Annotated in this window: 27 protein-coding genes; 19 read left to right on the top strand and 8 right to left on the bottom strand. The window is 67.4% G+C overall.

Annotated features, from left to right (window positions below; all coding sequences use genetic code 11):
• Positions 1 to 77: 77 nt before the first annotated feature.
• Positions 78 to 302, bottom strand: a complete 225-nt coding sequence (locus C0R07_RS02420) for a YbdD/YjiX family protein (RefSeq protein ID WP_019183464.1) — start codon at positions 300 to 302, stop codon at positions 78 to 80.
• On the bottom strand, positions 302 to 2,383 hold the full coding sequence (locus C0R07_RS02415) for a carbon starvation CstA family protein (protein ID WP_070425673.1): 2,082 nt from the start codon (positions 2,381 to 2,383) through the stop codon (positions 302 to 304). The genes C0R07_RS02420 and C0R07_RS02415 overlap by 1 nt, the downstream gene beginning before the upstream one ends.
• 227 nt (positions 2,384 to 2,610) lie before the next feature.
• Here C0R07_RS02415 and C0R07_RS02410 point away from each other — a divergent pair, with 227 nt between their 5' ends.
• Positions 2,611 to 3,462, top strand: coding sequence for a pirin family protein (locus tag C0R07_RS02410; RefSeq protein ID WP_102788103.1), 852 nt, complete (start codon positions 2,611 to 2,613; stop codon positions 3,460 to 3,462).
• Positions 3,463 to 3,586: 124 nt separating this feature from the next.
• Here the strand turns inward: C0R07_RS02410 and C0R07_RS02405 are convergent, their stop codons facing one another.
• The 4 genes from C0R07_RS02405 to C0R07_RS02390 all read right to left on the bottom strand — a co-directional run bounded on the left by C0R07_RS02405 (position 3,587) and on the right by C0R07_RS02390 (position 8,201).
• Positions 3,587 to 4,048: a hypothetical protein gene (locus C0R07_RS02405; RefSeq protein WP_070470395.1), complete on the bottom strand. Its 462-nt coding sequence runs from the start codon at positions 4,046 to 4,048 to the stop codon at positions 3,587 to 3,589.
• A 230-nt stretch (positions 4,049 to 4,278) separates the two neighbouring features.
• The gene (gene aqpZ, locus C0R07_RS02400) at positions 4,279 to 5,001 is read right to left on the bottom strand and encodes an aquaporin Z (RefSeq protein ID WP_083298677.1); all 723 of its coding nucleotides are present in this window, start codon (positions 4,999 to 5,001) and stop codon (positions 4,279 to 4,281) included.
• Between the two features lie 113 nt (positions 5,002 to 5,114).
• Positions 5,115 to 5,978 carry a pirin family protein gene (locus C0R07_RS02395; RefSeq protein ID WP_019183458.1) on the bottom strand — a complete coding sequence of 288 codons (864 nt, stop codon included), beginning with the start codon at positions 5,976 to 5,978 and terminating at the stop codon, positions 5,115 to 5,117.
• A gap of 159 nt (positions 5,979 to 6,137) precedes the next feature.
• Entirely contained in the window at positions 6,138 to 8,201 is a 2,064-nt protein-coding gene (locus C0R07_RS02390; RefSeq protein WP_046273645.1) for a 3-hydroxyacyl-CoA dehydrogenase NAD-binding domain-containing protein, read from the bottom strand.
• Between the two features lie 237 nt (positions 8,202 to 8,438).
• Here C0R07_RS02390 and rpoE point away from each other — a divergent pair, with 237 nt between their 5' ends.
• The 9 genes from rpoE to recO all read left to right on the top strand — a co-directional run bounded on the left by rpoE (position 8,439) and on the right by recO (position 17,164).
• Positions 8,439 to 9,059 (top strand): RNA polymerase sigma factor RpoE, encoded by a 621-nt coding sequence (gene rpoE, locus C0R07_RS02385; RefSeq protein WP_102788102.1) that lies wholly within the window; start codon positions 8,439 to 8,441, stop codon positions 9,057 to 9,059.
• Complete coding sequence (locus tag C0R07_RS02380) at positions 9,056 to 9,973, top strand: sigma-E factor negative regulatory protein (RefSeq protein WP_102788101.1); 918 nt, start codon at positions 9,056 to 9,058, stop codon at positions 9,971 to 9,973. Before rpoE ends, C0R07_RS02380 begins: the two co-directional genes overlap by 4 nt.
• Positions 9,974 to 10,060: 87 nt before the next feature.
• Positions 10,061 to 11,575, top strand: a complete 1,515-nt coding sequence (locus C0R07_RS02375; RefSeq protein WP_102788100.1) for a DegQ family serine endoprotease — start codon at positions 10,061 to 10,063, stop codon at positions 11,573 to 11,575.
• A gap of 167 nt (positions 11,576 to 11,742) precedes the next feature.
• Entirely contained in the window at positions 11,743 to 13,533 is a 1,791-nt protein-coding gene (lepA, locus tag C0R07_RS02370; protein ID WP_019183453.1) for a translation elongation factor 4, read from the top strand.
• 100 nt (positions 13,534 to 13,633) lie between these two features.
• Positions 13,634 to 14,428 (top strand): signal peptidase I, encoded by a 795-nt coding sequence (lepB, locus tag C0R07_RS02365; RefSeq protein ID WP_019183452.1) that lies wholly within the window; start codon positions 13,634 to 13,636, stop codon positions 14,426 to 14,428.
• Between the two features lie 32 nt (positions 14,429 to 14,460).
• A complete protein-coding gene (locus tag C0R07_RS02360; RefSeq protein ID WP_046273302.1) occupies positions 14,461 to 14,844 on the top strand; it encodes a DUF4845 domain-containing protein in 384 nt (127 codons plus the stop codon).
• Positions 14,834 to 15,514: a ribonuclease III gene (gene rnc, locus C0R07_RS02355; protein WP_070471054.1), complete on the top strand. Its 681-nt coding sequence runs from the start codon at positions 14,834 to 14,836 to the stop codon at positions 15,512 to 15,514. Before C0R07_RS02360 ends, rnc begins: the two co-directional genes overlap by 11 nt.
• On the top strand, positions 15,511 to 16,407 hold the full coding sequence (era, locus tag C0R07_RS02350; protein ID WP_019183449.1) for a GTPase Era: 897 nt from the start codon (positions 15,511 to 15,513) through the stop codon (positions 16,405 to 16,407). The genes rnc and era overlap by 4 nt, the downstream gene beginning before the upstream one ends.
• Positions 16,408 to 16,438: 31 nt before the next feature.
• Positions 16,439 to 17,164: a DNA repair protein RecO gene (gene recO, locus C0R07_RS02345; protein WP_070471053.1), complete on the top strand. Its 726-nt coding sequence runs from the start codon at positions 16,439 to 16,441 to the stop codon at positions 17,162 to 17,164.
• Positions 17,165 to 17,234: 70 nt separating this feature from the next.
• Here recO and C0R07_RS02340 read toward each other — a convergent pair whose 3' ends face one another.
• A complete protein-coding gene (locus C0R07_RS02340; protein WP_102788099.1) occupies positions 17,235 to 17,969 on the bottom strand; it encodes an Hpt domain-containing response regulator in 735 nt (244 codons plus the stop codon).
• A gap of 137 nt (positions 17,970 to 18,106) precedes the next feature.
• Here C0R07_RS02340 and rlmD point away from each other — a divergent pair, with 137 nt between their 5' ends.
• Positions 18,107 to 19,441: a 23S rRNA (uracil(1939)-C(5))-methyltransferase RlmD gene (rlmD, locus tag C0R07_RS02335; RefSeq protein ID WP_070425663.1), complete on the top strand. Its 1,335-nt coding sequence runs from the start codon at positions 18,107 to 18,109 to the stop codon at positions 19,439 to 19,441.
• On the opposite strand, the gene C0R07_RS02330 is transcribed toward rlmD, so the two are convergent.
• On the bottom strand, positions 19,442 to 20,053 hold the full coding sequence (locus C0R07_RS02330) for a hypothetical protein (RefSeq protein ID WP_102788098.1): 612 nt from the start codon (positions 20,051 to 20,053) through the stop codon (positions 19,442 to 19,444).
• A gap of 79 nt (positions 20,054 to 20,132) precedes the next feature.
• On the opposite strand from C0R07_RS02330, the gene C0R07_RS02325 reads away from it, so the two are divergent.
• From C0R07_RS02325 to C0R07_RS02290, 8 genes are all read left to right on the top strand, one after another.
• Entirely contained in the window at positions 20,133 to 20,636 is a 504-nt protein-coding gene (locus tag C0R07_RS02325; protein WP_026069817.1) for a CYTH domain-containing protein, read from the top strand.
• Positions 20,637 to 20,681: 45 nt separating this feature from the next.
• On the top strand, positions 20,682 to 21,374 hold the full coding sequence (locus C0R07_RS02320; protein WP_102788097.1) for a DsbA family oxidoreductase: 693 nt from the start codon (positions 20,682 to 20,684) through the stop codon (positions 21,372 to 21,374).
• A 67-nt stretch (positions 21,375 to 21,441) separates the two neighbouring features.
• Positions 21,442 to 22,449 (top strand): beta-N-acetylhexosaminidase, encoded by a 1,008-nt coding sequence (gene nagZ / locus C0R07_RS02315; RefSeq protein ID WP_019183442.1) that lies wholly within the window; start codon positions 21,442 to 21,444, stop codon positions 22,447 to 22,449.
• Entirely contained in the window at positions 22,449 to 23,003 is a 555-nt protein-coding gene (locus C0R07_RS02310; RefSeq protein WP_019183441.1) for a hypoxanthine-guanine phosphoribosyltransferase, read from the top strand. Before nagZ ends, C0R07_RS02310 begins: the two co-directional genes overlap by 1 nt.
• Complete coding sequence (locus tag C0R07_RS02305; protein ID WP_070425660.1) at positions 23,003 to 23,749, top strand: S-methyl-5'-thioinosine phosphorylase; 747 nt, start codon at positions 23,003 to 23,005, stop codon at positions 23,747 to 23,749. The genes C0R07_RS02310 and C0R07_RS02305 overlap by 1 nt, the downstream gene beginning before the upstream one ends.
• A gap of 88 nt (positions 23,750 to 23,837) precedes the next feature.
• Positions 23,838 to 24,044 carry a transcription antiterminator/RNA stability regulator CspE gene (gene cspE, locus C0R07_RS02300; RefSeq protein ID WP_019183439.1) on the top strand — a complete coding sequence of 69 codons (207 nt, stop codon included), beginning with the start codon at positions 23,838 to 23,840 and terminating at the stop codon, positions 24,042 to 24,044.
• A gap of 63 nt (positions 24,045 to 24,107) precedes the next feature.
• Entirely contained in the window at positions 24,108 to 25,364 is a 1,257-nt protein-coding gene (locus tag C0R07_RS02295; RefSeq protein ID WP_102788096.1) for an FAD-dependent oxidoreductase, read from the top strand.
• Between the two features lie 256 nt (positions 25,365 to 25,620).
• A complete protein-coding gene (locus C0R07_RS02290; RefSeq protein WP_019183437.1) occupies positions 25,621 to 25,890 on the top strand; it encodes a hypothetical protein in 270 nt (89 codons plus the stop codon).
• Positions 25,891 to 25,911 lie beyond the last annotated feature (21 nt).

The raw sequence follows: 25,911 nt of genomic DNA, 5'->3' as shown, positions 1-25,911 counted from the left end.
AAAAGGCGGCGCTTTCGCGCCGCCGTTTGTTCATCTGTGTCCCAACCCGCGGCCGGGACCATGCGCACCCTGCGGCGTCAGCAGCAGCGCCCCCCGTTCTTGCCGCTGTATCGCGCCTCCTGGCGCTCGCGGAAGAACGTCTTGTAGTCCATCGGCACGCGGTCCGGATGCTTCTCCAGCACGTGGCGAACGTAGTTGTCGTAGTCGGGAATACCGCAGCACAGCCGCGCGGTCTGCACCAGGCGCCGCCAGATGCGGCGGTGGGCCTGGTACTGACCGGCGGGGACGAGTTCGGTGCTCATCACAGGTCCGCCATCTGGTGCGGCTGCAGCGCCACGTACGGGGTTTCCTTGTCGGTCCGCTGCGGCGTGCGGCGGGCCATGAAGATGGTCTTGATCGCGTAGAACAGGATCGAGAACACCACGAACAGGAACAGCACGGTCAGGCCGGTGTTGACGTAGGCGTTGACCACGATCTGGTGCATCTGGCCGACGGTCTTGGCCGGGGCGGTCAGGGTGCCGGTGGCGATCGCGTCCTGGTACTTGTGCGCCTGGGCCAGGAAGCCCTGCGCCGGGTTCTTGTCGAAGATCTTGATCAGCCCTGCATAGGTGGTGCAGATCAGCAGCCACACCGCCGGCACACCAGTGACCCAGGCGAAGCGGTCACGCTTCATCTTGAACAGGACCACGGTACCCAGCATCAGCGCGATACCGGCCAGCATCTGGTTGGAGATGCCGAACAGCGGCCACAGGGTCTGGATGCCGCCGAAGGGATCGACCACGCCCGTATAAAGCAGGTAGCCCCACAGCGCCACGCAACCGGCGGTGGCGATGATGTTGGCCGTCCACGATTCGGTCTTCTTCAGGGCCGGGATGAAGTTGCCCAGCAGGTCCTGCAGCATGAAGCGACCGGCACGGGTACCGGCGTCGACCGCGGTGAGGATGAACAAGGCTTCGAACAGGATCGCGAAGTGATACCAGAACGCCATCATCGCGTTGCTGCCGCTCGGGATCGCCTCGTGCAGGATCTGCGCGATGCCCACCGCCAACGTCGGTGCGCCACCGGCGCGGTGCAGGATGGTCGGCTCGCCGATCGCCGCGGCCGTGGCCTCCAGCTGCTCGGGGGTGATGATGAAGCCCCACGTGTTGCTGATATAGGCCGCAGCGGAGACCGCATCCGGGCCGATCACGGCGGCCGGCGCGTTCATGGCGAAGTAGATGCCCGGGTCGATGATCGAGGCGGCTACCAGCGCCATCACCGCGACGAACGATTCCATCAGCATGCCGCCGTAGCCGATGTAGCGCATGTGGCGCTCATTGGCGAGCAGCTTCGGCGTCGTGCCCGAAGCGATCAGAGCGTGGAAACCGGAGACCGCGCCACAGGCGATGGTGATGAACAGGAACGGGAACATCCCGCCCTTCCAGACCGGGCCGTCGCCGCTGGCGGCGAACTGGGTCAGCGCCGGCATCTTCAGCTCGGGCATGACGATCAGGATGCCGATCGCCAGCGCCACGATGGTGCCGATCTTGAGGAAGGTGGAGAGGTAATCGCGCGGGGCCAGCAGCAGCCAGACCGGCAGCACCGAGGCGACGAAGCCGTAGCCGATCAGCATCCAGGTGATCTGGATACCGGTGAAGGTGAAGGCCGGGCCCCAGACCGGGTCGGCGGCGACCTTGCCACCGAACCAGATCGCGGCGAGCAGCAGGATCAGACCGACCACGGAGATCTCACCGATCTTGCCCGGGCGGATGTAGCGCATGTACACGCCCATCAGGATCGCGATCGGCATCGTCGCGATGACCGTGAACATGCCCCAGGGGCTTTCGGCCAGCGCCTTGACCACCACCATCGCCAGCACCGCCAGGATGATGATCATGATCAGGAAGGCACCGAACAGGGCGATGGTGCCGGGCACCGGCCCCATTTCCTCACGCACCAGGTCACCGAGCGAGCGGCCGTTGCGGCGGCTGGAGAGGAACAGGATCATGAAATCCTGCACCGCGCCGGCCACGACCACGCCCACCACCAGCCAGAGCAGGCCGGGCAGGTAGCCCATCTGCGCGGCCAGCACCGGGCCGACCAGCGGGCCTGCACCGGCGATGGCGGCGAAGTGGTGGCCGAACAGTACGTGCTTGTTGGTCGGAACGTAATCCAGACCGTCGTTGTTGATCACCGCGGGCGTGGCCCGGGTCGGATCGAGCTGCATCACCTTGTCGGCGATGAACAGGCTGTAGAAGCGATAGGCGATGAGATAGATGGAGACCGCAGCGACGACGATCCACAGCGCATTGATGGGTTCACCGCGGCGCAGTGCGACGGTGCCTAGACAGAAGGCGCCGAGCAGTGCGATGACTGCCCAACCCAGTTTCGAAAAACCTTTCATGAGATTGCGTCTCCCTGGAGATCGTCGTAAGAGTCCGCCTTGGCACTGACGGGGTCAATGCAATGGCGGGGGCTTGCCGCTAGTACTTTGGTCGTAGGGTGGGCGCGGTGCGTGCCCGTGCACGCCATCGGAACACCACGCTTGGAACAATCGGTTGCGGGCGTGGCGGTTGGCCGGCAGGGCCGGCGCGCCCATCTTGTAGGCAGTTCACCGATCCTGGAGTCATCATGAGCAGCCCAACCCCGCTGCGCGTGCTGCGCACCATCCGTGGCATGGCCACCTCCGATGGCGCCGGCGTGCGCCTGACGCGCGTGATCGGCGGCCCCTCGCTGCCCGACCTGGACCCGTTCCTGCTGCTGGATGAATTCGGCACGGACCGCGCCGAGGACTACATCGCCGGCTTCCCCAGCCATCCGCATCGTGGGTTCGAGACCGTCACCTACATGCTCGATGGCCGCATGCGGCACAAGGACAACCATGGCAACGAGGGCCTGCTCACGCCGGGCAGCGTGCAGTGGATGACCGCCGGCCGCGGCCTGATCCACTCGGAGATGCCCGAGCAGGAATCGGGGCAGATGCGCGGCTTCCAGCTGTGGGTGAACCTGCCCGCGCGCGAGAAGATGACCGAGCCCAAGTACCAGGAGTTCGCGCCGGACCATATTCCGGTGACGGCACCGGCCGGGGGCGTGCAGGTGAAGGTCATCGCCGGCCAGGTGGGCGACACGGTCGGGCCGATCGTGCAGCCGGCCACCGATCCGGTGTACCTGGACATCACGCTGGATGCCGGCGCGGGCTGGAGCTACGCGCTGCCCGATGGCCATAACGCGTTCGCCTATGTGTTCGAAGGCGGGCTGGAGATCGGCGAAGGCGACGATGCGCGTCCGGTAGCCCGCCAGGAAATGGCGGTGCTGGGCGGCGGCGAGCAGCTGGTCCTGCGTGCCGGTGAAACCGGGGCGCGCCTGATCCTGGTGGCGGGCCGGCCGCTGCGCGAGCCGGTCATGCGGCATGGGCCGTTCGTGATGAACACCAAGCAGGAGCTGATGCAGGCCTTCGTGGATTTCCAGGAAGGCCGCTTCTGAGGGGCGTTGGCACCGCTCGCTGGCCGACAAACGCAGGACACCTGACGGTGTGGGAGGCGCCGGCCAGCGGCCGGCGTTACCGTGAATGGCGGGATGAGTGCGGTGCACCGTCCCGGCCTCGTGCTCAGCGCCCGGCGGCGACGGCCGAGGGCGTCAGGCTCATGCCCTGCGCCAACAATTGCAGCGAGCCGAGTTCGCTGGCGTCACCGGCATACAGCGCGATCTGGGCAAAGCGGTTCCTGTCGAACTTGACCACGGTGATGCGGCGGGTTTCATACCCCGGCGGCTTCTGGCCGCCCAGGTCGGGCTGGTACCAGTACAGGGTTTCACCGGCGAAGCTGCCTTTTTCCTGGCGCAGCGCACGGTTCAACGGCAGCTCCGGATTGCGTGCGCTCAAGGTCAGGCTGAGCACTTCACGCCCATCGGCGGTGCTGGCCCTGCACAGGATCAGGTCCCGCTGGGCCAGTTGCTGCCAGTTCAGGCCGCTGCTGGCGGGCAGGGACGGACATTCGCTGGTCGCTTGCGCCGCGACGGCGCCGGCAGACACCAGCAGACACACACACACAACAGCGCGCAGGACGTTCATGCATTCCCCCAAGGTCGATGATCGCGTCCGTCGCTGACAGGCGTTCCGGTGGCCGTCGACACCCCTGGCCGTGGTGGCGCATTCCCCGCGCGCGTACCGGATGACTCGCTGCCGTCAGTGTCGGACGAGTGCTCGGGACCTTAACGGAATGTGACTCAGTGTACAAATAACGGTTTCAGTTGATTCCTTTGTCAGCGGCCGGGCAGGGGTTGCCCGCCCGGCCCTGAGCATCAGCGCGGCGCGGTGCCCATCCACTTGTAGAGAGTGCCGCCGATCAGCCCGCCCAGCAGCGGAGCCAGCCAGAACAACCAGAGCTGGCTGAGCGCGCCGCTGCCGGCGAACAGGGCCACGGCAGTGGAGCGCGCCGGATTGACCGAGGTGTTGGTCACCGGAATGCTGATCAGGTGAATCAGGGTCAAGGCCAGGCCGATGGCGATCGGGGCGAAGCCGGCCGGTGCGTTGCCGTGGGTGGAGCCCATGATCACGATCAGGAAGAACGCGGTGAGCACCACTTCGCAGAGGGCGGCGGCGGCGACGCTGTAGCCCCCCGGCGAAAGTGCGCCATAGCCGTTGCTGGCGAATGCGCCGGCCTGGCTGCCATCGATCTGGAAACCGGGCGCGCCGGAGGCGATCTGCAGCAGGATGAAGCCGGCCAATGCGCCGCCCAGCACCTGCGCCACGATGTAGGGAAGCAGCTCGCGCGCGGGGAAGCGGCCGCCAGCCCACAGGCCGACACTGACCGCCGGATTGAAGTGCGCGCCGGACACGTGACCGAACGCATAGGCGCCGGTCAGCACGGTCAGGCCGAAGGCCAGCGCGACGCCCAGAAAGCCGATCCCCAGCGGATTGCCATCGCCGCCGAACGTGGCGGCCAGCACGGCGCTGCCACACCCACCCAATACCAACCAGAACGTGCCCAGGAACTCGGCGGCCAGACGTTTGCCCATGCTCATCGACGTGCTCCACGTGTATGCCCGGGGTGGGCAGGCGCAACGTAGCTGAATCGGGGTTCATCGGGGTGACGATGGCGTCAATACCCGACGAACGGTCGATGGCGGTGCGCGGGTCAGTACGTGGGCAGCGGAATGAACTCTTTGTCGTCGCCGGGGATGGTGCCGAAACGCCCGGATTCCCAGTCGTGCTTGGCCTGCTCGATACGCTCGGTGGAGCTGGACACGAAGTTCCACCACAGGTGGCGCGGGCCATCCAGCGGTTCGCCGCCCATCAGCATCGCCTTGATCGGGGTCTTGGCGCGCAGGCGGCCGCGGGCACCGGGCTCGGGAATGATCAGGTGCTGGGCGGGAACATCCACGCCATCGAGCTGGGCCTGGCCTTCCAGGATGTAGAGCGAGCGCTCGGCGTGGCCGGTATCGAGATCGATTTCCGCATCGGCATCCAGATCGATGGCAACGTTGAGGGTATCGGCGAAGACCTTGACCGGCGATTCTTCGCCGTACGCGCGGCCGGCGATGACACGCAGCCAGGCCCCCTTGCGGCGCTGCTGGGGCAGGGTGGCGGCGGCATGGTGGTAGAACGCGGGATCGGTCTCTTCAAACTGCTTCGGCAGCGCGAGCCAGGTCTGCATGCCGTGCAGCGGATGGTCGTGCTCGCGTTCGACGGCGGGCGTGCGTTCGGAATGGGCGATGCCGCGGCCGGCGGTCATCCAGTTGACGTCGCCGGGGCGGATCACCTGGTCCGAGCCGAGCGTGTCGCGGTGGCCGATGGCGCCGGACCACAGGAAGGTGACGGTGGCCAGGCCGATATGCGGATGCGGGCGCACGTCGATGCCGGTGCCGGGGGAGAGCACGGCCGGGCCCATCTGGTCGACGAAGACGAACGGACCCACGCTGCGCGCCTGCAGGGTCGGCACGGCGCGGCGTACCTGCAGGCCACCGATGTCATGGATGCGGGGGGCGATGATGGTCGTCATGCGGGCGGTCTCGCTGGCGGGGACAGAGCGGGAGGATCGCATGCGGGGTGTGGGGGCGGGAGGCCTGTATCGGTAACAGGTTGTTCTGGTCGCACAGGGATGGCAGCACAAACGACAACGCCACCTCACGGTGGCGTCGTCACATCACATCATCGCGCCTCAGATCACGGGCTCACGCAGTACCGGCGAGTCCCATCCCGGGCGCGGGGCGAAGCGATCGCCGTAGCGCTGCTGCAGCACCTTGAGGCGTTCGACCAGCACATCGGCACCGGTGGCGCGGATGTACTGGATCGGGCCGCCGCGGAACGGGGCGAAGCCGGTGCCGAAGATCACGCCGGCATCGAGCAGGTCCGCATCGGCGACCACGCCGTCGTGCAGGCAGGCCACCGCTTCGTTGAGCAGCGGCAGGATCAGGCGGTCTTCCAGATCGGCCGGGATCTCGTAGTTGGCGGGGACGTCCGGCTTCTGCGCCCGGCCGTTCTCCCACTTGTACAGGCCCTGCCCGTCCTTCTTGCCGCGCTTGCCCTGTTCCACCGTCGCCAGGGCAGCCGGCACCTGCAGCCCCAGAAAGGGCGCCAGTTCCTTGCCCACGCCTGCGGCCACGTCCAGACCGACGGTATCGAGCAGTTCGATCGGGCCCATCGGCATGCCGAACTTGACCGCGGCCTTGTCCAGCACCGGCCCGGGCACGCCTTCGGCATAGGCGGTGGCGGCTTCGAGCATGTACGGGAACAGCACGCGGTTGACCAGGAAGCCAGGGGTACCGGCGACCGGCACCGGGAATTTGCCCAGTGCCTTGCAGAACGAGGCCAGGCGACGCTCGGTTTCCGGGGCCATGCCGTCGTGATGGATGATTTCCACCAGCGGCATCTGCGCGACCGGGTTGAAGTAATGCAGGCCGGCAAACTGCGCCGGGCGCTGGATGTGGTCGCGCAGTTCGTCCAGCGGGATCGAGGAGGTGTTGGTGGTCAGCAGCGCATCGGCCTTCATCTTCGGCTCCAGCGACTGGTACAGATCACGCTTCGCTTCCGGATTTTCGATGATCGCTTCGATCACCAGATCGGCCAGCGCCACGCCCTCGCCCGCGAGATCGGCCTTCAACCGCGCGGCCACGGCCGGGCGCTTGCTCTCGTCCTTCACCCGCTTGGCGAACAACGCCTGCGCGCGTTCCATGGCCGGATCGATGAAGCGCTGCTCGCGATCCTGCAGGGTCACGTTGAAGCCCTTGTAGGCCGACCACGCGGCGATGTCACCGCCCATCACGCCGGCACCGACCACGTGCACGTGCTGGATGCCATGGTCCTTGCCACCCAGGGCCTTCAGGCGTTCGGTCAGGAAGAAGATGCGGATCAGGTTGCGTGCGGTCGGCGTGCCGGCCAGCTTGACCACCGCGCGGCGCTCGGCATCCAGGCGGGTCTGGATCGGGCTGCCACCGGTGCGCGCCCAGGTGTTGATCAGCGCGTACGGCGCCGGGTAGTGCTCCTTGCGCGCCTTGCGGGCGACCTGCTTGGCCATCTGCGGGGCGAGCAGCCTGCGCGCCAGCCAGGTGTTGGTGATCCACGCCGTCGCGCGCTGCTTGAACGGGCGGGTGGTGCCCTTCAGTGCGAGCGAGACCGCGGTATCGAGCAGCACGGCGGGCGCGACGACCTTGTCGACCAGGCCGATGTTGCGCGCGGCCGAGGCCGACAGATTGCGGCCGGTCAGCATCATGTCCATCGCCGCCGGCGCGCCGACCAGCTGCGGCAGGCGCGAGCTGCCGCCCCAGCCCGGGAAGATGCCCAGCTGGGTTTCCGGCAGGCCGATCCGGGTGGACGGATCATTGGAGGCCACGCGGTAACGGCAGGCCAGCGCCAGCTCGGTGCCGCCGCCCAGGCAATGCCCATGGATCGCCGCCACGGTCGGGCAGGGCAGTTCGGCCAGCTTCTGGTAGGTGCTCTGGCCACGGCGGATCGCGTCATTGACGGTGCCGCGGCGGTCGAACGCCTGGAATTCCTTCAGGTCCGCCCCGGCAATGAAGCCGGCCGCCTTGATCGACTGGATCACCACCGCCTTGGGCGGGTCCATCGCGATCCGCTCGATCAGGTCGCCCAGTTCGAGCAGCACGTCCTGCGACATGGCGTTGACGCTGCTGTCCTGGCGGTCGAGGCTGAGCACCACGACGCCATCGTCACGGATCTGCGGGTGCCAATGCGAGAAGCGGAGCCCATCGAAGCCTGAGAGCATGGGAACGTTCCATCCGGTTGTGTATGGAGAAGGGGGCTATGATCCAGAGGTTGTTTCCTCCCCGTCAAATCCCTATAGCTGGGGAGAGATACCGTCGATTCATTGCCTGGATCGGAAACCTTAACGGAACGGTGGTTAAAAGCTGGTGCGGCGCTGTGTGATCGAGCGCTGAACTTTTCCCGGGATTGGCAGTCTCATTGCCCGACGTCGGTTGGGCTGACAGGAGTGCGGCCCCCCATGGCCGAGGTTGAAACACCACAGGAGCTGGACCTGGAGCTGGTCCGACGTGTGCAGCGTGGCGAGAGCGCGGCGTTCGATGTCCTGGTGCGCAAGTACCAGCATCGGGTCATCGCGCTGATCGGGCGCTACATCGCGGACTGGAGTGAATGTCAGGACGTCGCCCAGGACACGTTCGTCCGCGCGTACCGCGCGATCGGCAGTTTCCGCGGCGACGCCCAGTTCTATACCTGGCTGCACAGGATTGCCGTGAACACTGCCAAGAACCATCTCGCCGCGCACAACCGCCGCCCGCCCACCGATGACATCGAAATCGGGGACGCCGAGCAGTACGACAGCGGCACCCGCCTGCGCGACACCGACACGCCCGAACGCGAGTTGATGCGGCAGGAACTGGAACAGACGGTGATGAAGGCAGTGTCCGCGCTGCCTGAAGAACTGCGGTCAGCCATCACCATGCGCGAGGTGGAGGGCCTGAGCTACGACGAAATCGCGCAGAAGATGGGGTGCCCGATCGGCACCGTGCGGTCGCGGATTTTCCGTGCCCGCGAGGCGATCGACACTGAACTTCGGCCGCTGCTCGATGTGGGCAGCGCGAACCGCGAGAAGAGCCGCGCATGAGCCACGATATGTCCAATGATGCTTCCCGGGGCGCGTCCCCCGATAAATTCGACGCCCATTACCGTCAGCAGCTGTCCTCGCTGATCGATGGTGAACTGTCGGCCGATGAAGCGCGCTTCATGCTGCGTCGGCTGGAACACGATGAGGCCTTGTCCAGCTGCAACGAACGCTGGCAGGTGCTGGGCGATGTGCTGCGCGGGCAGGCCTGCGCACCGGCCCCGGTCGATTTCGCCGAGCGTGTGCGCGCGTCCGTGGCCGTAGAGCCCGCCCCGGCGATGCAGGCCAGGGTGGAGCGTGGCCCGGAGCAGGCGCAACGGCGCGGCAGCTGGCGACGCTGGGGCGGTGGCGCGGCGTTGGCCGCCTCCGTGGCCGCGGTGGCGATGTTCATGACGCGCGAACAGCTGCCCGCCCAGGCCCCGCTGGAGGCGCCGACCACCATCATCGCCAGCCAGGCCGAACTGCCGGCCGCACCGGTTACCGAAGCCTCTGCCGCCGAACAGGCACTCGCCGTGGCTGCGGTGCCGGCGGCTGCGGTGCCGGCGGCTGCGGTGGCGGCGGCCAGCCGCCGCCAGGACGTGGCCACCGCACGCCGCGCCAGCGCCAGCGCCACGCGCACCCAGCAGGCCGCGCGTGGCAGCGCCGCCGAACGCAGTGCCGAACCGCAGCGGGCGGTTGCCAGCCAGGCGCCGTTGACCCCGGCCATGCCGGCGGCGACCGTGCGGCAGTTCCCGTTCGGTGAGGTCGGCAACCTGCAGGCCAAGCCCTGGCCGCGGTCCAGCCTGGCCCCGGCTGCGGGCGGGGCGCTCAATGCGAGCTTCTCCACGCAGGCGCCGCAGGCTGCGTTCTATCCCTTCGAGCCGCGTCTGCAGGAGTCAGCCGAAACGGCCGAACCCGCACGCCGGCACCGCGACTGAGCATCGTCGCGGCGACGCTCCGCTCCGGCCCGTGCGCCGGAGCGTTCCCCCCCCCCCTTTTTTTCCTGACCCGGAGGCTCGTGTCTGATGACCGCCCGTATCCGTACCCACGCCCTGGCGCTGATCGCCATGACGCTCCCACTGGTGGCCTGCGCCCAGTCGCCGTCGCCGGCCACCGCGGCGGCCGCCGCTCCGCGGGCGCCGGCGCCGCAGCTGGTCAGCGGTCTGCCTGACTTCACCAACCTGGTCGAACAGGTCGGTCCGGGCGTGGTCAATGTCGAGACCACCATCGTGCGCAGCAATCGCCAGGCGCGCATGGCCGGTCCGGCGGACCAGGACATGCCCGAATTCTTCCGCCGCTTCTTCGGTCCGGACTTCCAGATGCCGGGGCAGGGCGCCGACGGCCCCGATGACGGCACGCCGAGCATCCGCGGCCGCGGCATGGGCTCGGGCTTCATCATCTCCGCCGATGGCTACGTGCTGACCAATCACCACGTCGTTGCCGATGCCAGTGAAGTGAAGGTCAAGCTCGGCGATCGCCGCGAGTTCACCGCCAAGGTGGTGGGCAGCGACCAGCAGTACGACGTCGCCCTGCTCAAGATCGACGCCAAGAACCTGCCGACGGTGCGCGTGGGCGATTCCAATACGCTCAAGCCGGGCCAGTGGGTGGTCGCGATCGGTTCGCCGTTCGGGCTGGACAACTCAGTGACCGCCGGCGTGGTCAGCGCGGTGGGGCGCAGCACCGGCGGTCCGGACCAGCGCTATGTGCCCTTCATCCAGACCGACGTGGCCATCAACCAGGGCAACTCCGGTGGCCCGTTGCTCAATACCCGCGGCGAAGTGGTCGGTATCAACTCGCAGATCTTCTCCGCGTCCGGTGGCTACATGGGCATCAGCTTCGCGATCCCGATCGACCTGGCCATGGGCGCGGTCGAACAGATCAAGAAGACCGGCCGGGTCAGCCGGGGCCAGCTGGGCGCGGCCGTCGGGCCGATCGACAGCCTCAAGGCGCAAGGGCTGGGCCTGCCGGACAGCCGCGGCGCGCTGGTCAACGAAGTGGTCGCGGGCAGCGCGGCGCTCAAGGCCGGTATCGAACCGGGTGACGTGATCCGCTCGGTCAATGGCAGCCCGATCAATACCTTCAGTGATCTGCCGCCGGCCATCGGCGCGCTGCCGCCGGGGAGCAAGGTCCGCCTGAGCGTGCTGCGCGACGGCAAGGAGCGGGAAATCACCGCCACCCTGACCGAACTGGCCGAAGACGCCGAGCGCGGCGCCACCCGTCCGGCCGCGGAAGCGGCCAAGCCGGAGACCGGCGCCAATGCCCTGCTGGGGCTGGACGTGGCCGATCTGACCGCCGCGCAGCGCCAGCAGCTGGGCCTGGCGGCCGGCGAGGGCGTGCGGATCACCCGGGTCAACGGCCAGTCGGCGCGTGATGCAGGCCTGTCGCCGGGGCTGGTGGTGCTGCAGGTCGGCCGCACCCCGGTCGGCACCGTGGCCGCGCTGAACAAGGCGCTGGGCGGTTACAGCAAGGGTGACGTGGTCATGTTGCTGGTCCGCGCCAACGGCAACAGTGCCTTCGTGGCGGTCAAGGCCGGGCAGTAAGCCCGCCCCGCCTGTGTTTCCGGGCCCGCTTCGGCGGGCCCGGTCGTTTCCAGGGGGCCGTTGGCGACAATCGCCGCCGGGCCCACGCGGGACCGGGCCGGCCATGCGATAATCCGCAGTCATCCTGACGACGCGACGCGCCGCCGCCACCTATGTCTTCTGATTCGATGCGGTTCATCCGCAACTTCTCCATCATCGCCCACGTCGACCACGGCAAGTCCACGCTGGCCGATCGCATCATCCAGCTTTGCGGTGGCCTCCAGGCCCGTGAGATGGAGGCGCAGGTGCTCGACTCGAACCCGATCGAGCGCGAGCGTGGCATCACCATCAAGGCCCAGTCGGTCTCGTTGCCGTATGTCGCCAAAGACGGCCAGACCTACCACCTGAACTTCATCGACACCCCCGGGCATGTCGACTTCTCCTATGAAGTCAGCCGCTCGCTGGCCGCCTGCGAAGGCGCGCTGCTGGTGGTCGATGCGGCCCAGGGCGTGGAAGCGCAGTCCGTCGCCAACTGCTACACGGCCGTTGAGCAGGGGCTGGAAGTGGTGCCGGTGATCAACAAGATCGACCTGCCCACCGCCGATATCGAGCGCGCCAAGGCCGAGATCGAGGCCGTGATCGGCATCGACGCGACCGATGCCGTGCCGGTCAGTGCCAAGACCGGCCTGAACGTGCAGGACGTGCTGGAGGCGATCGTGCATCGCATTCCGCCGCCGGTGCCGCGTGATACCGACAAGCTGCAGGCGCTGATCATCGACTCGTGGTTCGACAACTACCTGGGCGTGGTCTCGCTGGTGCGCGTGATGCAGGGCCAGATCAAGGCGGGCGACAAGCTGCAGGTGATGTCCACCGGCCGCAACCACCAGGTCGACAACGTCGGCGTGTTCACTCCCAAGCGCAAGGTGCTGCCGGCCCTGCGCGCCGGTGAAGTGGGCTGGGTCACGGCCAGCATCAAGGACGTGCACGGCGCGCCGGTCGGCGACACCCTGACCATGGCCGCCGACCCGGCCGCCAAGCCGCTGCCGGGCTTCCAGGAAATGCAGCCGCGCGTGTTCGCCGGCCTGTTCCCGGTCGATGCCGAGGATTATCCGGACCTGCGCGAAGCGCTGGACAAGCTGCGCCTGAACGATGCCGCGCTGCGCTTCGAGCCGGAAAGCTCCGAGGCGATGGGCTTCGGCTTCCGCTGCGGCTTCCTGGGCATGCTGCACATGGAAATCGTGCAGGAGCGCCTGGAACGCGAATACAACCTGGACCTGATCAGTACCGCACCGACCGTGGTCTATGAAGTGCTCAAGACCGACGGCACCATCATCAACATGGACAACCCGGCCAAGCTGCCGCCGGTGAACCAGGTCGATGAGATCCGCGAGCCGATCATCCGCGCCAACGTGCTCACCCCCGAGGAGTACATCGGCAACATCATCAAGCTGTGCGAAGAAAAGCGCGGCAGCCAGCTTGGCATCAACTACCTGGGCAGCCAGGTGCAGATCAGCTACGAACTGCCGATGGCCGAGGTGGTGCTGGACTTCTTCGACAAGCTCAAGTCGGTCAGCCGTGGCTATGCCTCGCTGGACTACCACTTCGTGCGCTTCGATGCCGGTCCGTTCGTCCGCGTGGACGTGCTGATCAACGGCGACAAGGTCGATGCGCTGTCGCTGATCGTGCACCGCAGCCATGCCGATCGCCGCGGCCGCGAGCTGTGCGAGAAGATGAAGGAACTGATCCCGCGGCAGATGTTCGACGTGGCCATCCAGGCCGCCGTCGGCTCGCAGATCATCTCGCGCACCACGGTCAAGGCGATGCGCAAGAACGTGCTGGCCAAGTGCTATGGTGGCGACGTTTCGCGCAAGAAGAAGCTGCTCGAGAAACAGAAGGAAGGCAAGAAGCGCATGAAGCAGGTCGGCCGCGTGGAAATCCCGCAGGAAGCCTTCCTGGCCGTGCTGCAGATGGACAAGTAAGGCCGGATGGCTTTCCCGGCAGCGGCGGGCGGCACCGGATCGGTGTCGCCGGACGCGCAGGGGCACACCACACCGCTGCAATCGTTCCCAAGGACACTGCATGAAATTGTTTGAGTTCCTCCTGGTCGTACTGACGTTGGCCTCGGGCCTGATCCTGCTGGCTGAAAAGCTGTACTTCGCCAAGCGCCGCGCCCAGCGCGCCGGCCTGCTGGACACCGAGCCGGTGGTGGTCGATTACGCCCGGGCGTTCTTCCCGGTGCTGGCGATCGTACTGGTGGTGCGCAGCTTCATCGCCGAGCCGTACAAGATCCCGTCCAGCTCGATGATGCCCAACCTGCTGATCGGCGATTTCATCCTGGTCAACAAGTTCTCCTACGGCCTGCGCCTGCCGTTGAACAACGCCAAGGTGATCCCGTTCGGCGAGCCCAAGCGGGGCGACGTGGTGGTGTTTCACTTCCCGGGCCACTCGGACAACGATCCGGCCAAGGGTGAGAACTTCATCAAGCGCGTGATCGGCGTGCCGGGCGACCAGATCGAGTTCCAGGGCAATGGCCTGATCCTCAACGGTGAGCCGGTCAAATACGACAACAAAGGCCTGTACGCCGGCCATAACGGCCAGGGCGAGGGCAGCTCGCTGCTGGTCGAGCACCTGCCGGGCCGCACCCATACCGTGCTGGAGACCGACTACGCCCGCGGCGAAGGCCAGTGGACCGTTCCGGCCGGCAAGTACCTGGTGATGGGCGACAATCGCGACAACAGCGACGACGGCCGCTTCTGGGGCCTGCTGCCGGAGGAAAACCTGCGCGGCAAGGCCTTCCTGATCTGGCTGAACTGCTCGGGCTGGTTCTGCAAGGACGGTTTCGAGCCGTCGCGGATCGGCACGGGTATCCATTGATTGATGGCACACGCGTATCTGGGGAGAACGCAATGAAGAACATGACATCGCAGCGCGGCATCACCTTGACCTCGTTCCTGGTGGTCCTGATCGTGGTCGCCTTCTTCCTGTACATCGGGATGAAGCTGTTCCCGATGTACCAGGAGTATTACGCCGTGCGCACGGCGCTGAAGAGCCTGGCCAAAGAGCCGGGGGTGGCCAACATGGAGCCGGCCAGGGTCCAGGAGCTGTTCTTCAAGCGCATCCACATGAGCTATTCCGAGAATCTCAAGCCCTCCGATATCAAGTTCGACCGCATCGACGGCGGCTGGAACTTGAAGGTCAACTACGAAGTGCGCCGTGAGCTGATCGGCAATCTCGACGTGGTGGGCAAATTTGACACCAACCAGGATCTGACTCTCCGCGGTGCCGACTAAGACCTTCCAACGCGGTGACCTGATCGGTCACCCCTTCAACGATCCGGGCCTGCTCCAGCAGGCGCTGACGCATCGCAGTGCCGGCACGCCCAACAATGAGCGGCTGGAATTCCTCGGCGACAGCATCGTCAACATGATGGTGGCCCAGGCGCTCTACGAACGCTGGCCCAAGGCCGACGAGGGCGCGCTGACCCGCGCCCGTGCCGAACTGGTGCGCGAGGGCGCGCTGGCGGTGATCGCGCGCGAGCTGCACCTGGGCGAGCGCCTGATCCTGGGCCCGGGCGAGATGAAGACCGGCGGCCATCGCCGCGACTCCATCCTGGCCGATGCGCTGGAAGCGGTCGTCGCCGCGATCTACCTCGATGCCGGCTTCGCCGCCTGCCGGACCGTGGTGCTGCCCTGGTTCACCGCCTCGATGCAGGCCCTGCCGGCCACCGGCAAGCCGGAGAAAGACCCCAAGACCCGACTGCAGGAATGGCTGCAGGCGCGGCAGAAGGCATTGCCCCTGTACGAGCTGGTGTCAGAATCGGGTGACGATCACGCCAAGACCTTCCGGGTACGCTGCGGCGTAACCGACCCCGCTGTCAGCACCGAAGGCGAAGGTGCCTCGCGACGGCTGGCCGAACAACAGGCGGCTGCCGCCGCCCTCGAGCAACTGGATTCCAAGTGAACGAAGCAACCCCCCATCGTTCCGGCAGCGTGGCCGTCATCGGTCGCCCCAACGTCGGCAAATCCACCCTGACCAACGCCCTGGTGGGCGCCAAGGTCAGTATCGTCTCAAACCGGCCGCAGACCACGCGGCACCGGCTGCTCGGCATTGCCAGCTACCCGGAAGGGCAGATCGTGCTGGTCGACACCCCCGGCCTGCACCGTGCGCAGAAGCGCGCCATGAACCGGGTGATGAACCGCGCCGCGCGCGGCTCGCTCGAGGGCGTGGACGCCGGCATGCTGGTGATCGAAGCCGGCCGCTGGGACGAGGAAGACACGCTGGCCTTCAACGTGCTCAGCGACTCGGGGATCCCGGTGGTGCTGGTGGTCAACAAGATCGACCGGCTCAAGGACAAGGGCGCCCTGCTGCCGTTCCTGCAGCAGGTCACCGAGGGCCGCACGTTCGCCGCGGTGCACCCGATCTCGGCGCAGAAGCGCAATGGCCTGGAATCGCTGGTCCGCGACCTGATGAAGCTGTTGCCGGAAGCCCCGCCGATGTTCGGCGAGGACGAGATCACCGACCGCAGCCAGCGCTTCCTCGCCGGTGAGCTGGTGCGCGAGCAGCTGATGCGCCAGCTCGGCGAAGAACTGCCGTATGCGACCACGGTCGAGATCGAGCGCTTCGTCGAAGATGGCAACCTGCTGCGCATCGGTGCGGTGATCTGGGTCGAGCGCGAAGGCCAGAAGGCGATCGTGATCGGCAAGGCCGGCACCCGCCTGAAGGAGATCGGCGCCAAATCCCGCCTGCAGATGGAACGTCTGTTCGGCGCCAAGGTCTTCCTGGAAACCTGGGTCCGGGTGCGCGAAGGCTGGTCCGACGATGAAGCCGCGCTCAAGGCGTTCGGCTACGAATAAGCCGGCCCCTCCAACCCCGGGCGGTTGAACCATGCGCATCGAGGATGAGCCGGCGTTCGTGCTCCACGCCCGCCCGTGGCGGGAAACCAGTCTGCTCGTGGAGGTGCTGACCGAGCAGTACGGCCGGATCGGGGTGCTTGCCCGAGGCGTATCCAGCCCGCGCAGCCAGGCGCTGCGCGCGGCCCTGCAGCCATTGCAGTGGATCCGCCTGACCGCCGTGCAGCGGGGCGAGCTGGCCCAGCTGCGCGGGGCCGAGGCCCTGGACGCTGCGCCACGCCTGACCGGCCAGGCGATGCTGGCCGGGTTCTACATCAACGAACTGCTGATGCGGCTGGCGCCCCGCCAGGACCCGCTGCCCGAGCTTTACGACCATTACGCGCAGGTCCGCGCACGGCTGCGCGATGGCGAGCCGCTGGCCTGGACCCTGCGCCGTTTCGAGCGCGACCTGCTGGAGGCCCTGGGCTTCGGCTTCGATCTGCTGCACGGCAGCGATGAGGAGCCGGTCGACCCGGCCGCACGGTATGAGCTGGACCCGCAGGAGGGGCCGCGCCGGCTGCTCAGCGACCGCGGTGTGGATCAGCGCCGTGGCACCGCGACCGGCAGTGCGTTGCTGGCGCTGGCCGCCGATGAACTGCCCGGGCCCGAGGATCTGGGCAGCCTGCGCCGGCCGATGCGCGCAGTGCTGATGCACCATCTGGGCGGGCGAGGGCTGAAATCCTGGGAAATGCTGGAGGACCTGGCGCGACGGGGCACCTGAGCGCAGGCGGCCCGCGGCGCCGTTGCGGGGGGGACTCACGCGGCAACGCTGCACGCGCTGCCGCCCGTGCTCACTGCAGCAGGGCGTCGACCGCCACGCGAAAGCGGCTCTGCGCCCCGGTGGAGTCCGGGGCCTGGTGCAGCTGGCGGACCGCCCGGGCCAGGCGCGCGGCGCCGACAAATCCGCAGCTGGCCTGCAGCCGATGCAGCTGGCCGCGCAGGGCCCGCACATCGTCCTCGCGCAGGGCCTGGGCCACCGCGTCGCGAACCCCGGGCAACTCGGCCAGGAACAGCTCGCGCAACGCGATGAGGTGGTGGCGCTGCCCGTTCAGCGCGGCCAGGGCCGTGGTTTCGTCCCAGTCCTGGCGCTCGCCCTCCGCGTCCTCGGCGTCGGCAAGCACCGGGGTGGACAGGCTGCCAGCGGTATGCACCAACGCGCGGCGGACGGCCTTGAGCAGGTGCTCACGGCTCAGCGGTTTGACCAGGGTTTCACTAAAGCCGGCATCGCGCAGCCGCGAATGGATCGAGGTGTCGCCATCGGCGGTATGTGCCAATGCCGGCGTGTCCGGCCGCGAGCGGCGCAGCTCCTGCAGCAGTTGCGTGCCGTTACCGTCGGGCAGGTTGACGTCGATCAGCCACAGATCATGTTGGTTGCCACGGGCGCGGTCCATGGCCGTGGCCAGGGAATCGGCGGTATCCACCTGCGCCGGCAGGGTTTCCAGCGCGGCCTTGAAGAAGCCGCGGCTGATGGTGTCGTCCTCGACGAGCAGGAATCGGGGCATGGGATCCCTCGGGGTCATCTGCATTGGGGCTGCCTCCATGTCAGCTGCGCCCATATTAAACGCGAAGTCCCCGCCTGCAAGCGGTTTCAGCGGGCGGCAAGTCAGTTGGCAGTTGGTATCTGCGACAATACGCACCCTTTTTGCCCGCAGCCTGTTGCCACGTGGCCCGAACCCGCTCCCGCCTCGACCGTACTCCCTTCCAGACCGACATCCTCGACCTCAGCCATGACGGCCGTGGCGTTGCCCGCCGCGACGGCGAGGGTGGCAAGGTCACCTTCATCACCGGCGCGCTGCCCGGTGAGGTGGTGACCGCCGAGCCGACCGCGCGCAATCGTCATTTCGATGAAGCCCGGACCATCGAGGTCGTACAGGCCTCGCCGCAGCGGGTGACCCCGCGCTGCCCGCATTTCGGCGTCTGTGCCGGCTGCGTGCTGCAGCACCTGGAAGAGTCGCAGCAGATCGTGGCCAAGCAGCGGGTGCTGATCGACAACCTGACCCGGATCGGCCACGTCACCCCGGGCACGGTGCTGCCGCCGCTGGTGGGCGACAGCTGGGGCTACCGCCGCAAAGGCCGCTTCTCGGTGCGTCGCGTCGAGAAGAAGGACAAGACCCTGGTCGGCTTCCGCGAGCTGGACCCGCGTTTCGTCGCGGACCTGAGCCAGTGCCTGACCGTCATTCCGGAAATCGGGATGAAGGTCGGCGTGCTCTCCGAGTTCATCGAGACCCTGGACGGCAAACGCGACATTCCCCAGATCGAATTCATCGCCGGCGATGACGCGATCATGCTGACCATCCGCCACATGCAGCCGCTCAGCGATGCCGACCGTGCCGCGTGGATCGCCTTCGGGCAGGCACACGGTTTTGCGATCTCGCTGCAGCCCGGTGGCGTGGAGTCGGTGCAGCCGCTGTGGCCGGCCGAGGTGCCGTTGTCGTTCAAGCTGGCGCCGTGGGATGTCGAGCTGGCGTTCCGCCCGCTGGATTTCATCCAGGTCAATGCCAAGCTCAACGTGCAGATGATCGCGCACGCGCTGGCCCTGCTCGATGCCGGTCCGGACGAGCGCGTGCTCGATCTGTTCTGCGGGCTGGGCAATTTTACCCTGCCGCTGGCGCGCACCGTGCGCAACGTGGTCGGCGTGGAGGGTGATGCCGGCCTGGTGGCGCGTGCGCGTGAGAACGCGGTGCGCAACGGGCTGGAGAATGCCGAGTTCCATGCCGCCGATCTGACCCAGGACCAGCGCCAGGCCTCGTGGATGCGCCAGGGCTTTGACAAGCTGCTGCTGGATCCGCCGCGCTCGGGCGCCATCGAAGTGCTGCAGCAGCTGCCGCTGAAGCAGTTCAAGCGCATCGTCTACGTGAGCTGCCATCCGGGCTCGCTGGCGCGCGATGCCGGCTACCTGGTCAACGAGCAGGGCTTCACCCTGGTCTCGGCCGGCGCGATGGACATGTTCCCGCACACCGCGCACGTGGAAAGCATCGCGGTGTTCGAAAAGCGCTGATCAGCGCCCGTCCCCGGGCGCGGCGTTCTGCCACTGGCCGTGTGCGTCGAACACATAGGTCTGCGGTTCGGTGCCGCGCTCGGTCGCATCCCCGGCGGTGACAGTGCAGCGGATCTCCGGCGCCTCGGTGCTGCGCAGTTCGCAGTCGTCGATCGCGAAGATCTGCAGGCGTTGCTGGAACGCGCGCAGTTCCTCGCGGGTGGCGGCATCGTCGATGGACGCAGCACGGCGATCAAGCTGCGCATTGAGCAGCTCGCGGACACGTTCGCGCGGGGGCACCGGCGCGTCGACATCGGCGCGCTGCATCGCCCAGCCCATGCCCTGCGGAACGAAGCGCAGCATGCGGTAGCGGTTCTTGAGGCCGATCTCCATGCCGACCAGGCAGTCGTATGCACCGGCGAGCGTGGTGCTTGTCCAGCACGGGCCATGTTCGAACCGGCGAGGGGTGAACATCGACTGCAGCAGCAGATCCTGGGTAGAGGCGGCCGGCGTCTTTTCCGCCTCGACCATGGCCATCACCGCCGCCTCGATCTGTGCAGGCGTGGGCGGCGAGGCGGCGAGCGCGCCCAACGGCAGCACGGTCAGCAGCAGGGCGGGGAAGAGCGGTTTCATCGGGGCGTCCTTGCAAGGCAGCCGGGCAGTATAGAAGCACGCCGTGGCCGCGGTGCCGCGATCGCCGCATACTGTGCGCATGGGCATTGAAATCGAACGCAAATACCTCGTCACCGGTGAGGGCTGGCGCACCGCTGCGCACGCGGTGATCCCGATGGCACAGGGCTATCTCAACGACGCCGCCTCGCTGGAGAGCGGCGCGCAGAAGGCATCGGTGCGCGTGCGCATCCAGGGCGCGCAGGCCTTCCTCAACATGAAGTCGCGCGAGATCGGGCACACCCGGCAGGAGTTCGATTATCCGATCCCGGTGGAGGATGCGCGCGCGTTGCTGGCGCTGTGCGTCGGCGGGCTGATCGACAAGCGCCGGCACCTGGTCGAGCACGACGGGCTGCTCTGGGAGGTGGACGAATTCCTCGGCGAGAACGCCGGGCTGGTGGTGGCCGAAGTGGAGCTCGAGCACGCCGAGCAGACGGTCACGCTGCCCGAGTGGGCAGGCGAGGAAGTCACCGACCAGGTGCGCTATTACAACCTGGCCTTGGCAGCGCACCCCTTTTCACGCTGGTCCAGCGCTGAACGCGGCTGATCCGCGGCCCTTGTGAAGCGGCCTTTCCGCCCACAATCTGGCCAGATGAAAATCGATATCTGGTCGAATGTGGTGTGCCCCTGGTGCTGGATCGGCAAGCACCGGTTCCAGCAGGGACTGGCGTTGCTCGGCGCTGACGCGCCCGAGGTGGAGGTGCATTGGCACCCGTTCCTGCTCGATCCCGACGCCGGCACGGCCCCGGTACCGCTGCGCCAGGCGTACGCGGCCAAGTTCGGCAGTGCCGAGCGCACCGAACAGATCCTGACCCAGACCCAGGCCGCGGCGTGCGCCGAGGGCCTGCCGATGGATTTCAACCAGGGCCAGGTCCGGGTGACCACGCTGCCGGCGCACCGGCTGATGTGGCTGGCCGGGCGTGAAGGCGTCCAGGCCGAGGTCGGCGAGGCACTGTTCCGCGCGCATTTCGTGGAGGGCCGCAACCTGGCCGACCCCCAGACCCTGATCGCCGCCGGCGCCGCCGGCCGGCTCCAGGCCGAGCGCATCACCGCGCTGCTGGAAGGAGAGGAGGGGCTGGAGGAGATCCAGGCGCAGCTGGCGCAGGCGCAGCGCTTCGGCATTCAGTCCGTGCCCACCTTCGTGATCGACGATAAATACGCCATCCAGGGGGCCCAGCCACCGGAGGCGTTCGCCCAGGCCCTGCGCCAGATCGCGGCCGAACGCACGCCTGCAGGCCCTGCGGGGCACGGCGATGGCTGCGGCCCGGACGGTTGCGAGGTCTGACGCTGCGCGCGGGTTCTGCGACAATGCGGCAGTGCGCCATGGTGGCGCCCCGTATTGGAGACACCCCATGCTCGTGATCGGCGTTGCCGGGACCGAACTCACCGCCCAGGAACGCGAGTGGCTGCAGCACGACGCCGTGGCCGGCGTCATCCTGTTCAAGCGCAACTTCGCCTCGCGCGAGCAGATCGCCGAGCTCTCGGCGGCCATCCGCGCCGCCGCGCCGCGCCCGCAGCTGATCTGCGTGGACCAGGAAGGCGGCCGCGTGCAACGCTTCCGCGAGGGGTACAGCGCGCTGCCGCCGCTGCAGGGCTTCGATGCGCTGTATGCCTCCGATCGCGAGGCCGCGCTGGCCCTGGCCGAGCAGCACGCTTGGCTGATGGCCAGTGAAGTGCGCGCCAGTGGCGTGGACCTCAGCTTCGCCCCCGTCGTCGATCTGGGCCGTGGCAACCTGGCGATCGGCAATCGCGCCTTCAGCGCGGACCCGCAGGTGGTCGCAGCGTTCACTGCCGCCTATGTGCGCGGCATGCACAGCGTTGGCATGGCCGCCACGCTCAAGCATTTCCCCGGGCACGGCACCGTGCTGGAAGACACCCATTTCCACGACGCCAGCGACCCGCGCTCGCTCGATGAACTGCGCGCGCTGGACCTGATCCCGTTCGCGGCCGGCATCGCCGCCGGCGCCGATGCGGTGATGATGGCCCACGTGGTCTACCCGCAGGTCGCGCCGGAGCCGGCCGGCTACTCGCCACGCTGGATCCAGCAGATCCTGCGCGAACAGATGGGCTTCCGCGGCGTGGTCTTCTCCGACGACATCGGCATGGCCGCTTCATTCGCCGCCGGTGGCGTGAAGGCGCGCGTGGATGCACACCTGGACGCCGGTTGCGACGTGGTGCTGGTCTGCCACCCCGAACTGGTGGAAGAATCGCTGCGCGCCGTCGAAGGTCGCACCCTCAATACCGCTGCGCTGCTCGGCCTGATCGGCCGCGGCGCGCTGGGCTGGGACGGCCTGCTGGCCGATTCCCGCCACGGCACCACCCAATCCCGTTTGCTTGACACCCTTGGAAGAACCGTCTGATGCCCAACCTCACCATTTCCCAGGCCCTGGCCCAGGCCGACCTGCTGGTCGACCGTCCCACCATCGACAAGGCCATCGCTGGCATCGCCGACGCCATCGCGCGCGACTACAAGGGCGAGGTCCCGCTGTTCCTGTCGATCATGCACGGCGCGCTGCCGTTCGCCGGCCAGCTCGCACTGGAACTGGGCGCACGCGGCCAGGACGTGCAGTTCGATTACCTGCACGCCACCCGCTACCGCGGTGAAACCACCGGCGGCGACCTGGTCTGGAAGCACAAGCCGGCCACCGCGCTGTTCGGCCGCCGCGTGCTGCTGGTCGATGACATCCTCGACGAGGGCTACACGCTGCAGGGCGTGCGCACCTGGTGCCTGGAGCAGGGCGCCACCGACGTGCGCATCGCCGCGCTGACGGTCAAGCTGCACGACCGCGCGCTGCCGGACGTCAAGGCCGACTACGCCGGCATCGACCTGCCGGACCGCTATGTGTTCGGTTTCGGCATGGACGTCAACGAAACGCTGCGCTGCGTGCCGGCCATCTACGCGATGAAGGAATGATGGAACACATTTCCCTTGCCGTCATCGGCGGCACCGGCGTCTACAAGCTGGCCCAGCTCGACGATGTGAGCAGCCACCAGGTCCAGACGCGCTACGGCACGCCGTCCGGCCCGATCCGCGTCGGCACGCTGCTGGGTCAGCGCGTGGCCTTCCTGGCCCGCCATGGTGAAGGCCACTCGCTGCCGCCGCACAAGATCAATTACCGCGCCAACCTGGCCGCGCTGCAGCAGATTGGCGCGCAGCGTGTGCTCGCGCTCAACACGGTCGGCGGCATCACCGAACTGTTCGGCCCGCGCGTGCTGGCCTGCCCGGACCAGCTGATCGATTACACCTGGGGCCGCATCTCCACCCTGTGCGAAGAGCCGGGCACCGACGTGCTGCACGTGGACTTCGGCCACCCGTACACGCCGATGCTGCGCAGCAAGGTGCTGGCCGCGGCGAAAGTGACCGGCGTGCGCCTGCAGGACGGTGGCTGCTACGGCGCGACCCAGGGCCCGCGGCTGGAAACCAATGCGGAAATCGCGCGCATGCGCCGCGATGGCTGCGATCTGGTCGGCATGACCGGCATGCCCGAAGCCAGCCTGGCCCGCGAGCTCGGCCTGGACTACGCCTGCCTGGCGATCGTGGCCAACTGGGCCGCCGGCTGTGGCGATGGCGATGAAATCACGATGGCCGAAGTGCTGGCCAATGTGGACGCCGCCTCCTCCGGCCTGCCCGAATTGATCGGTGAATTGGCACGGGGGTGATTGTCATTACCGTACAAGGTTTGCATACTCCGCCAGTGCGCTGGTTGAGCGTACACCACCCATTCATAGAAGAAGGTCTCGCATTACCATGCCGAACGGTACCGTCAAGTGGTTCAACGACGCCAAGGGATTTGGCTTTATCTCGCCGGAGGACGGCAGCGCCGACGTCTTCGCGCACTTCTCCGCGATCAACTCCAAGGGCTTCCGCAGTCTGCAGGAAGGCCAGAAGGTCACCTATGACGTGACCCAGGGCCCGAAGGGCGCCCAAGCCTCGAACATCGTGCCGGCTGAGTGATTTTCTCGGCTGCGCATTGAAAACCCCGCTTCGGCGGGGTTTTTTTTCATCAGTGAGTCCCCCATGACCCCTCGTCGCACCATCGCCATCGTCGGTTACGGCACCGCTGGCCAGGCCCTGTCGATCCTGCTTTCACGTGACCATCACCAGGTGCACGTGTTCGAGCGCGCGGCGCGGCCCGGTCCGGTCGGGGCCGGCTTCCTGCTCCAGCCGACCGGGCTGGAGGTGCTCTGGCAGATGGGGCTGCTGCCCGCGGTGATGCAGCACGGTGCCCCCGTGCGCCGCTTGCACGGCCAAACCCCGTGCGGGCGCACGGTGATGGACATGCGCTATGCCGACTTGAATCCAGCGCTGCACGGCGTGGGCATGCAGCGCGGTGCGCTGTTCTCGCTGCTGGCCGCTGCGTGGGAGCAGCCGGGCAATCTGCAGCCCGCTACGTCCATCGTCGAGGTGAACACCGCGCAGGGGCGCGTGCGTGACGCACAGGGGCGCTGGCATGGCCCCTATGATCTGGTGATCGCCGCCGATGGCGCGGCCTCGTCGCTGCGTGCGCAGGTGCAGGGCACATCGCTTGACCGCGAATACCCGTGGGGCGCGCTGTGGTGCCTGCTGCCGCGCTGCGATTGGCCGCACATCGATGAGCTGCGCCAACGCTATGTGGCGGCGCGCAAGATGATCGGGCTGCTGCCGGTGGGCACGCGACCCGGCAACGATGAGCCGCAGTTGAGCTTCTTCTGGAGCCTGCCACGCGACCGGTTCGCCCAGTGGGAGCGTGACGGCATGGCGCGCTGGCTGGATGAGATCGCCACATTGTGGCCGCAGGCGCACGCGCGGTTGGCGGGCGTGTGTGAACCCACACAGTTGGCTCGCGCCGGGTATCGCGACGCGGTGCTCGCGCGCTGGCACCGCGAGCGGCTGGTGCTGGTGGGGGACGCCGCCCACGCGATGAGCCCCCAGCTGGGGCAGGGCGTGAACATGGCGCTGATGGACGCACTGGCGTTGCGCGATGCACTGCGCGCGCACGCTGATCGCGACAATGCGCTGCAGGCCTACCAGGCACAGCGCCGCGCGCATGTAGCGATCTACCAGTACTGGAGCCGCTGGCTGACGCCGTTGTTCCAGTCCGAACGGGATGGCCTGGCGCGCGCCCGCGATGTGCTGTTCCAGCCGATGGGCCGCATCCCGGGCGGGCGTGGACACATGCTCCGCGTCCTCAGTGGAACGCAGCGCGGCTGGCTCGGCAGACTGCCGTTGTCGCCCGCGTTCATGCAGGCGATGCACGGGCTGCAGGACACGCGCGAGCGCGACAGCATCTGCTGATAGCCCCGCGTAGCAGTGCATCGCAGCGGATGTGAAGGCGTGAATAACATCCATTGACGGTGGACTCACCGCCCACGTGGGACAACACTCAGGCAAACGCAGCGTGCATGTGGTTCATCCATGCGCGACCTGCTGCTTCCACGGACGCGCTGTCCGATGCCTGATCGCTTGGAGCCCCGCGACTGCGGGGTGGTAGGGTGGGGCTGCGTTTGCGACCTACGGTCCGGTGGACCGATCGCAACCCAAGGAGATTGAAATGCTGTTCTCGGCCGAAACTCTGGAAAGTGAAATCCGCAAACTGCGCGGACTGCTGCAGATGCTGCATGAGGATCAGCCGGACGTGATGGAAGACGTGTTTGAGTTCCATGTCACCAGCCTCATCACGCACGCTGCGCCGGAACACCACCCGCGCATCCGCAGCGCTGCCCATGAGATGTTGACCGCGATCCAGCGGCAACCGGTGCGGCCCAATCCGAATGCACCGGATATCCGGTTGATGCCCAGCCTGTTGGCCTCCGCTGCCTGATGCAGGCAAGGTAACTGCGTC

Origin of the sequence: Stenotrophomonas bentonitica (assembly GCF_002887735.1) — a bacterium.
Classification (GTDB): domain Bacteria; phylum Pseudomonadota; class Gammaproteobacteria; order Xanthomonadales; family Xanthomonadaceae; genus Stenotrophomonas; species Stenotrophomonas bentonitica_A.
The sequence above is the reverse complement of the archived record's forward strand: the minus strand, read 5'-3'. Positions and strand labels throughout refer to the sequence as shown.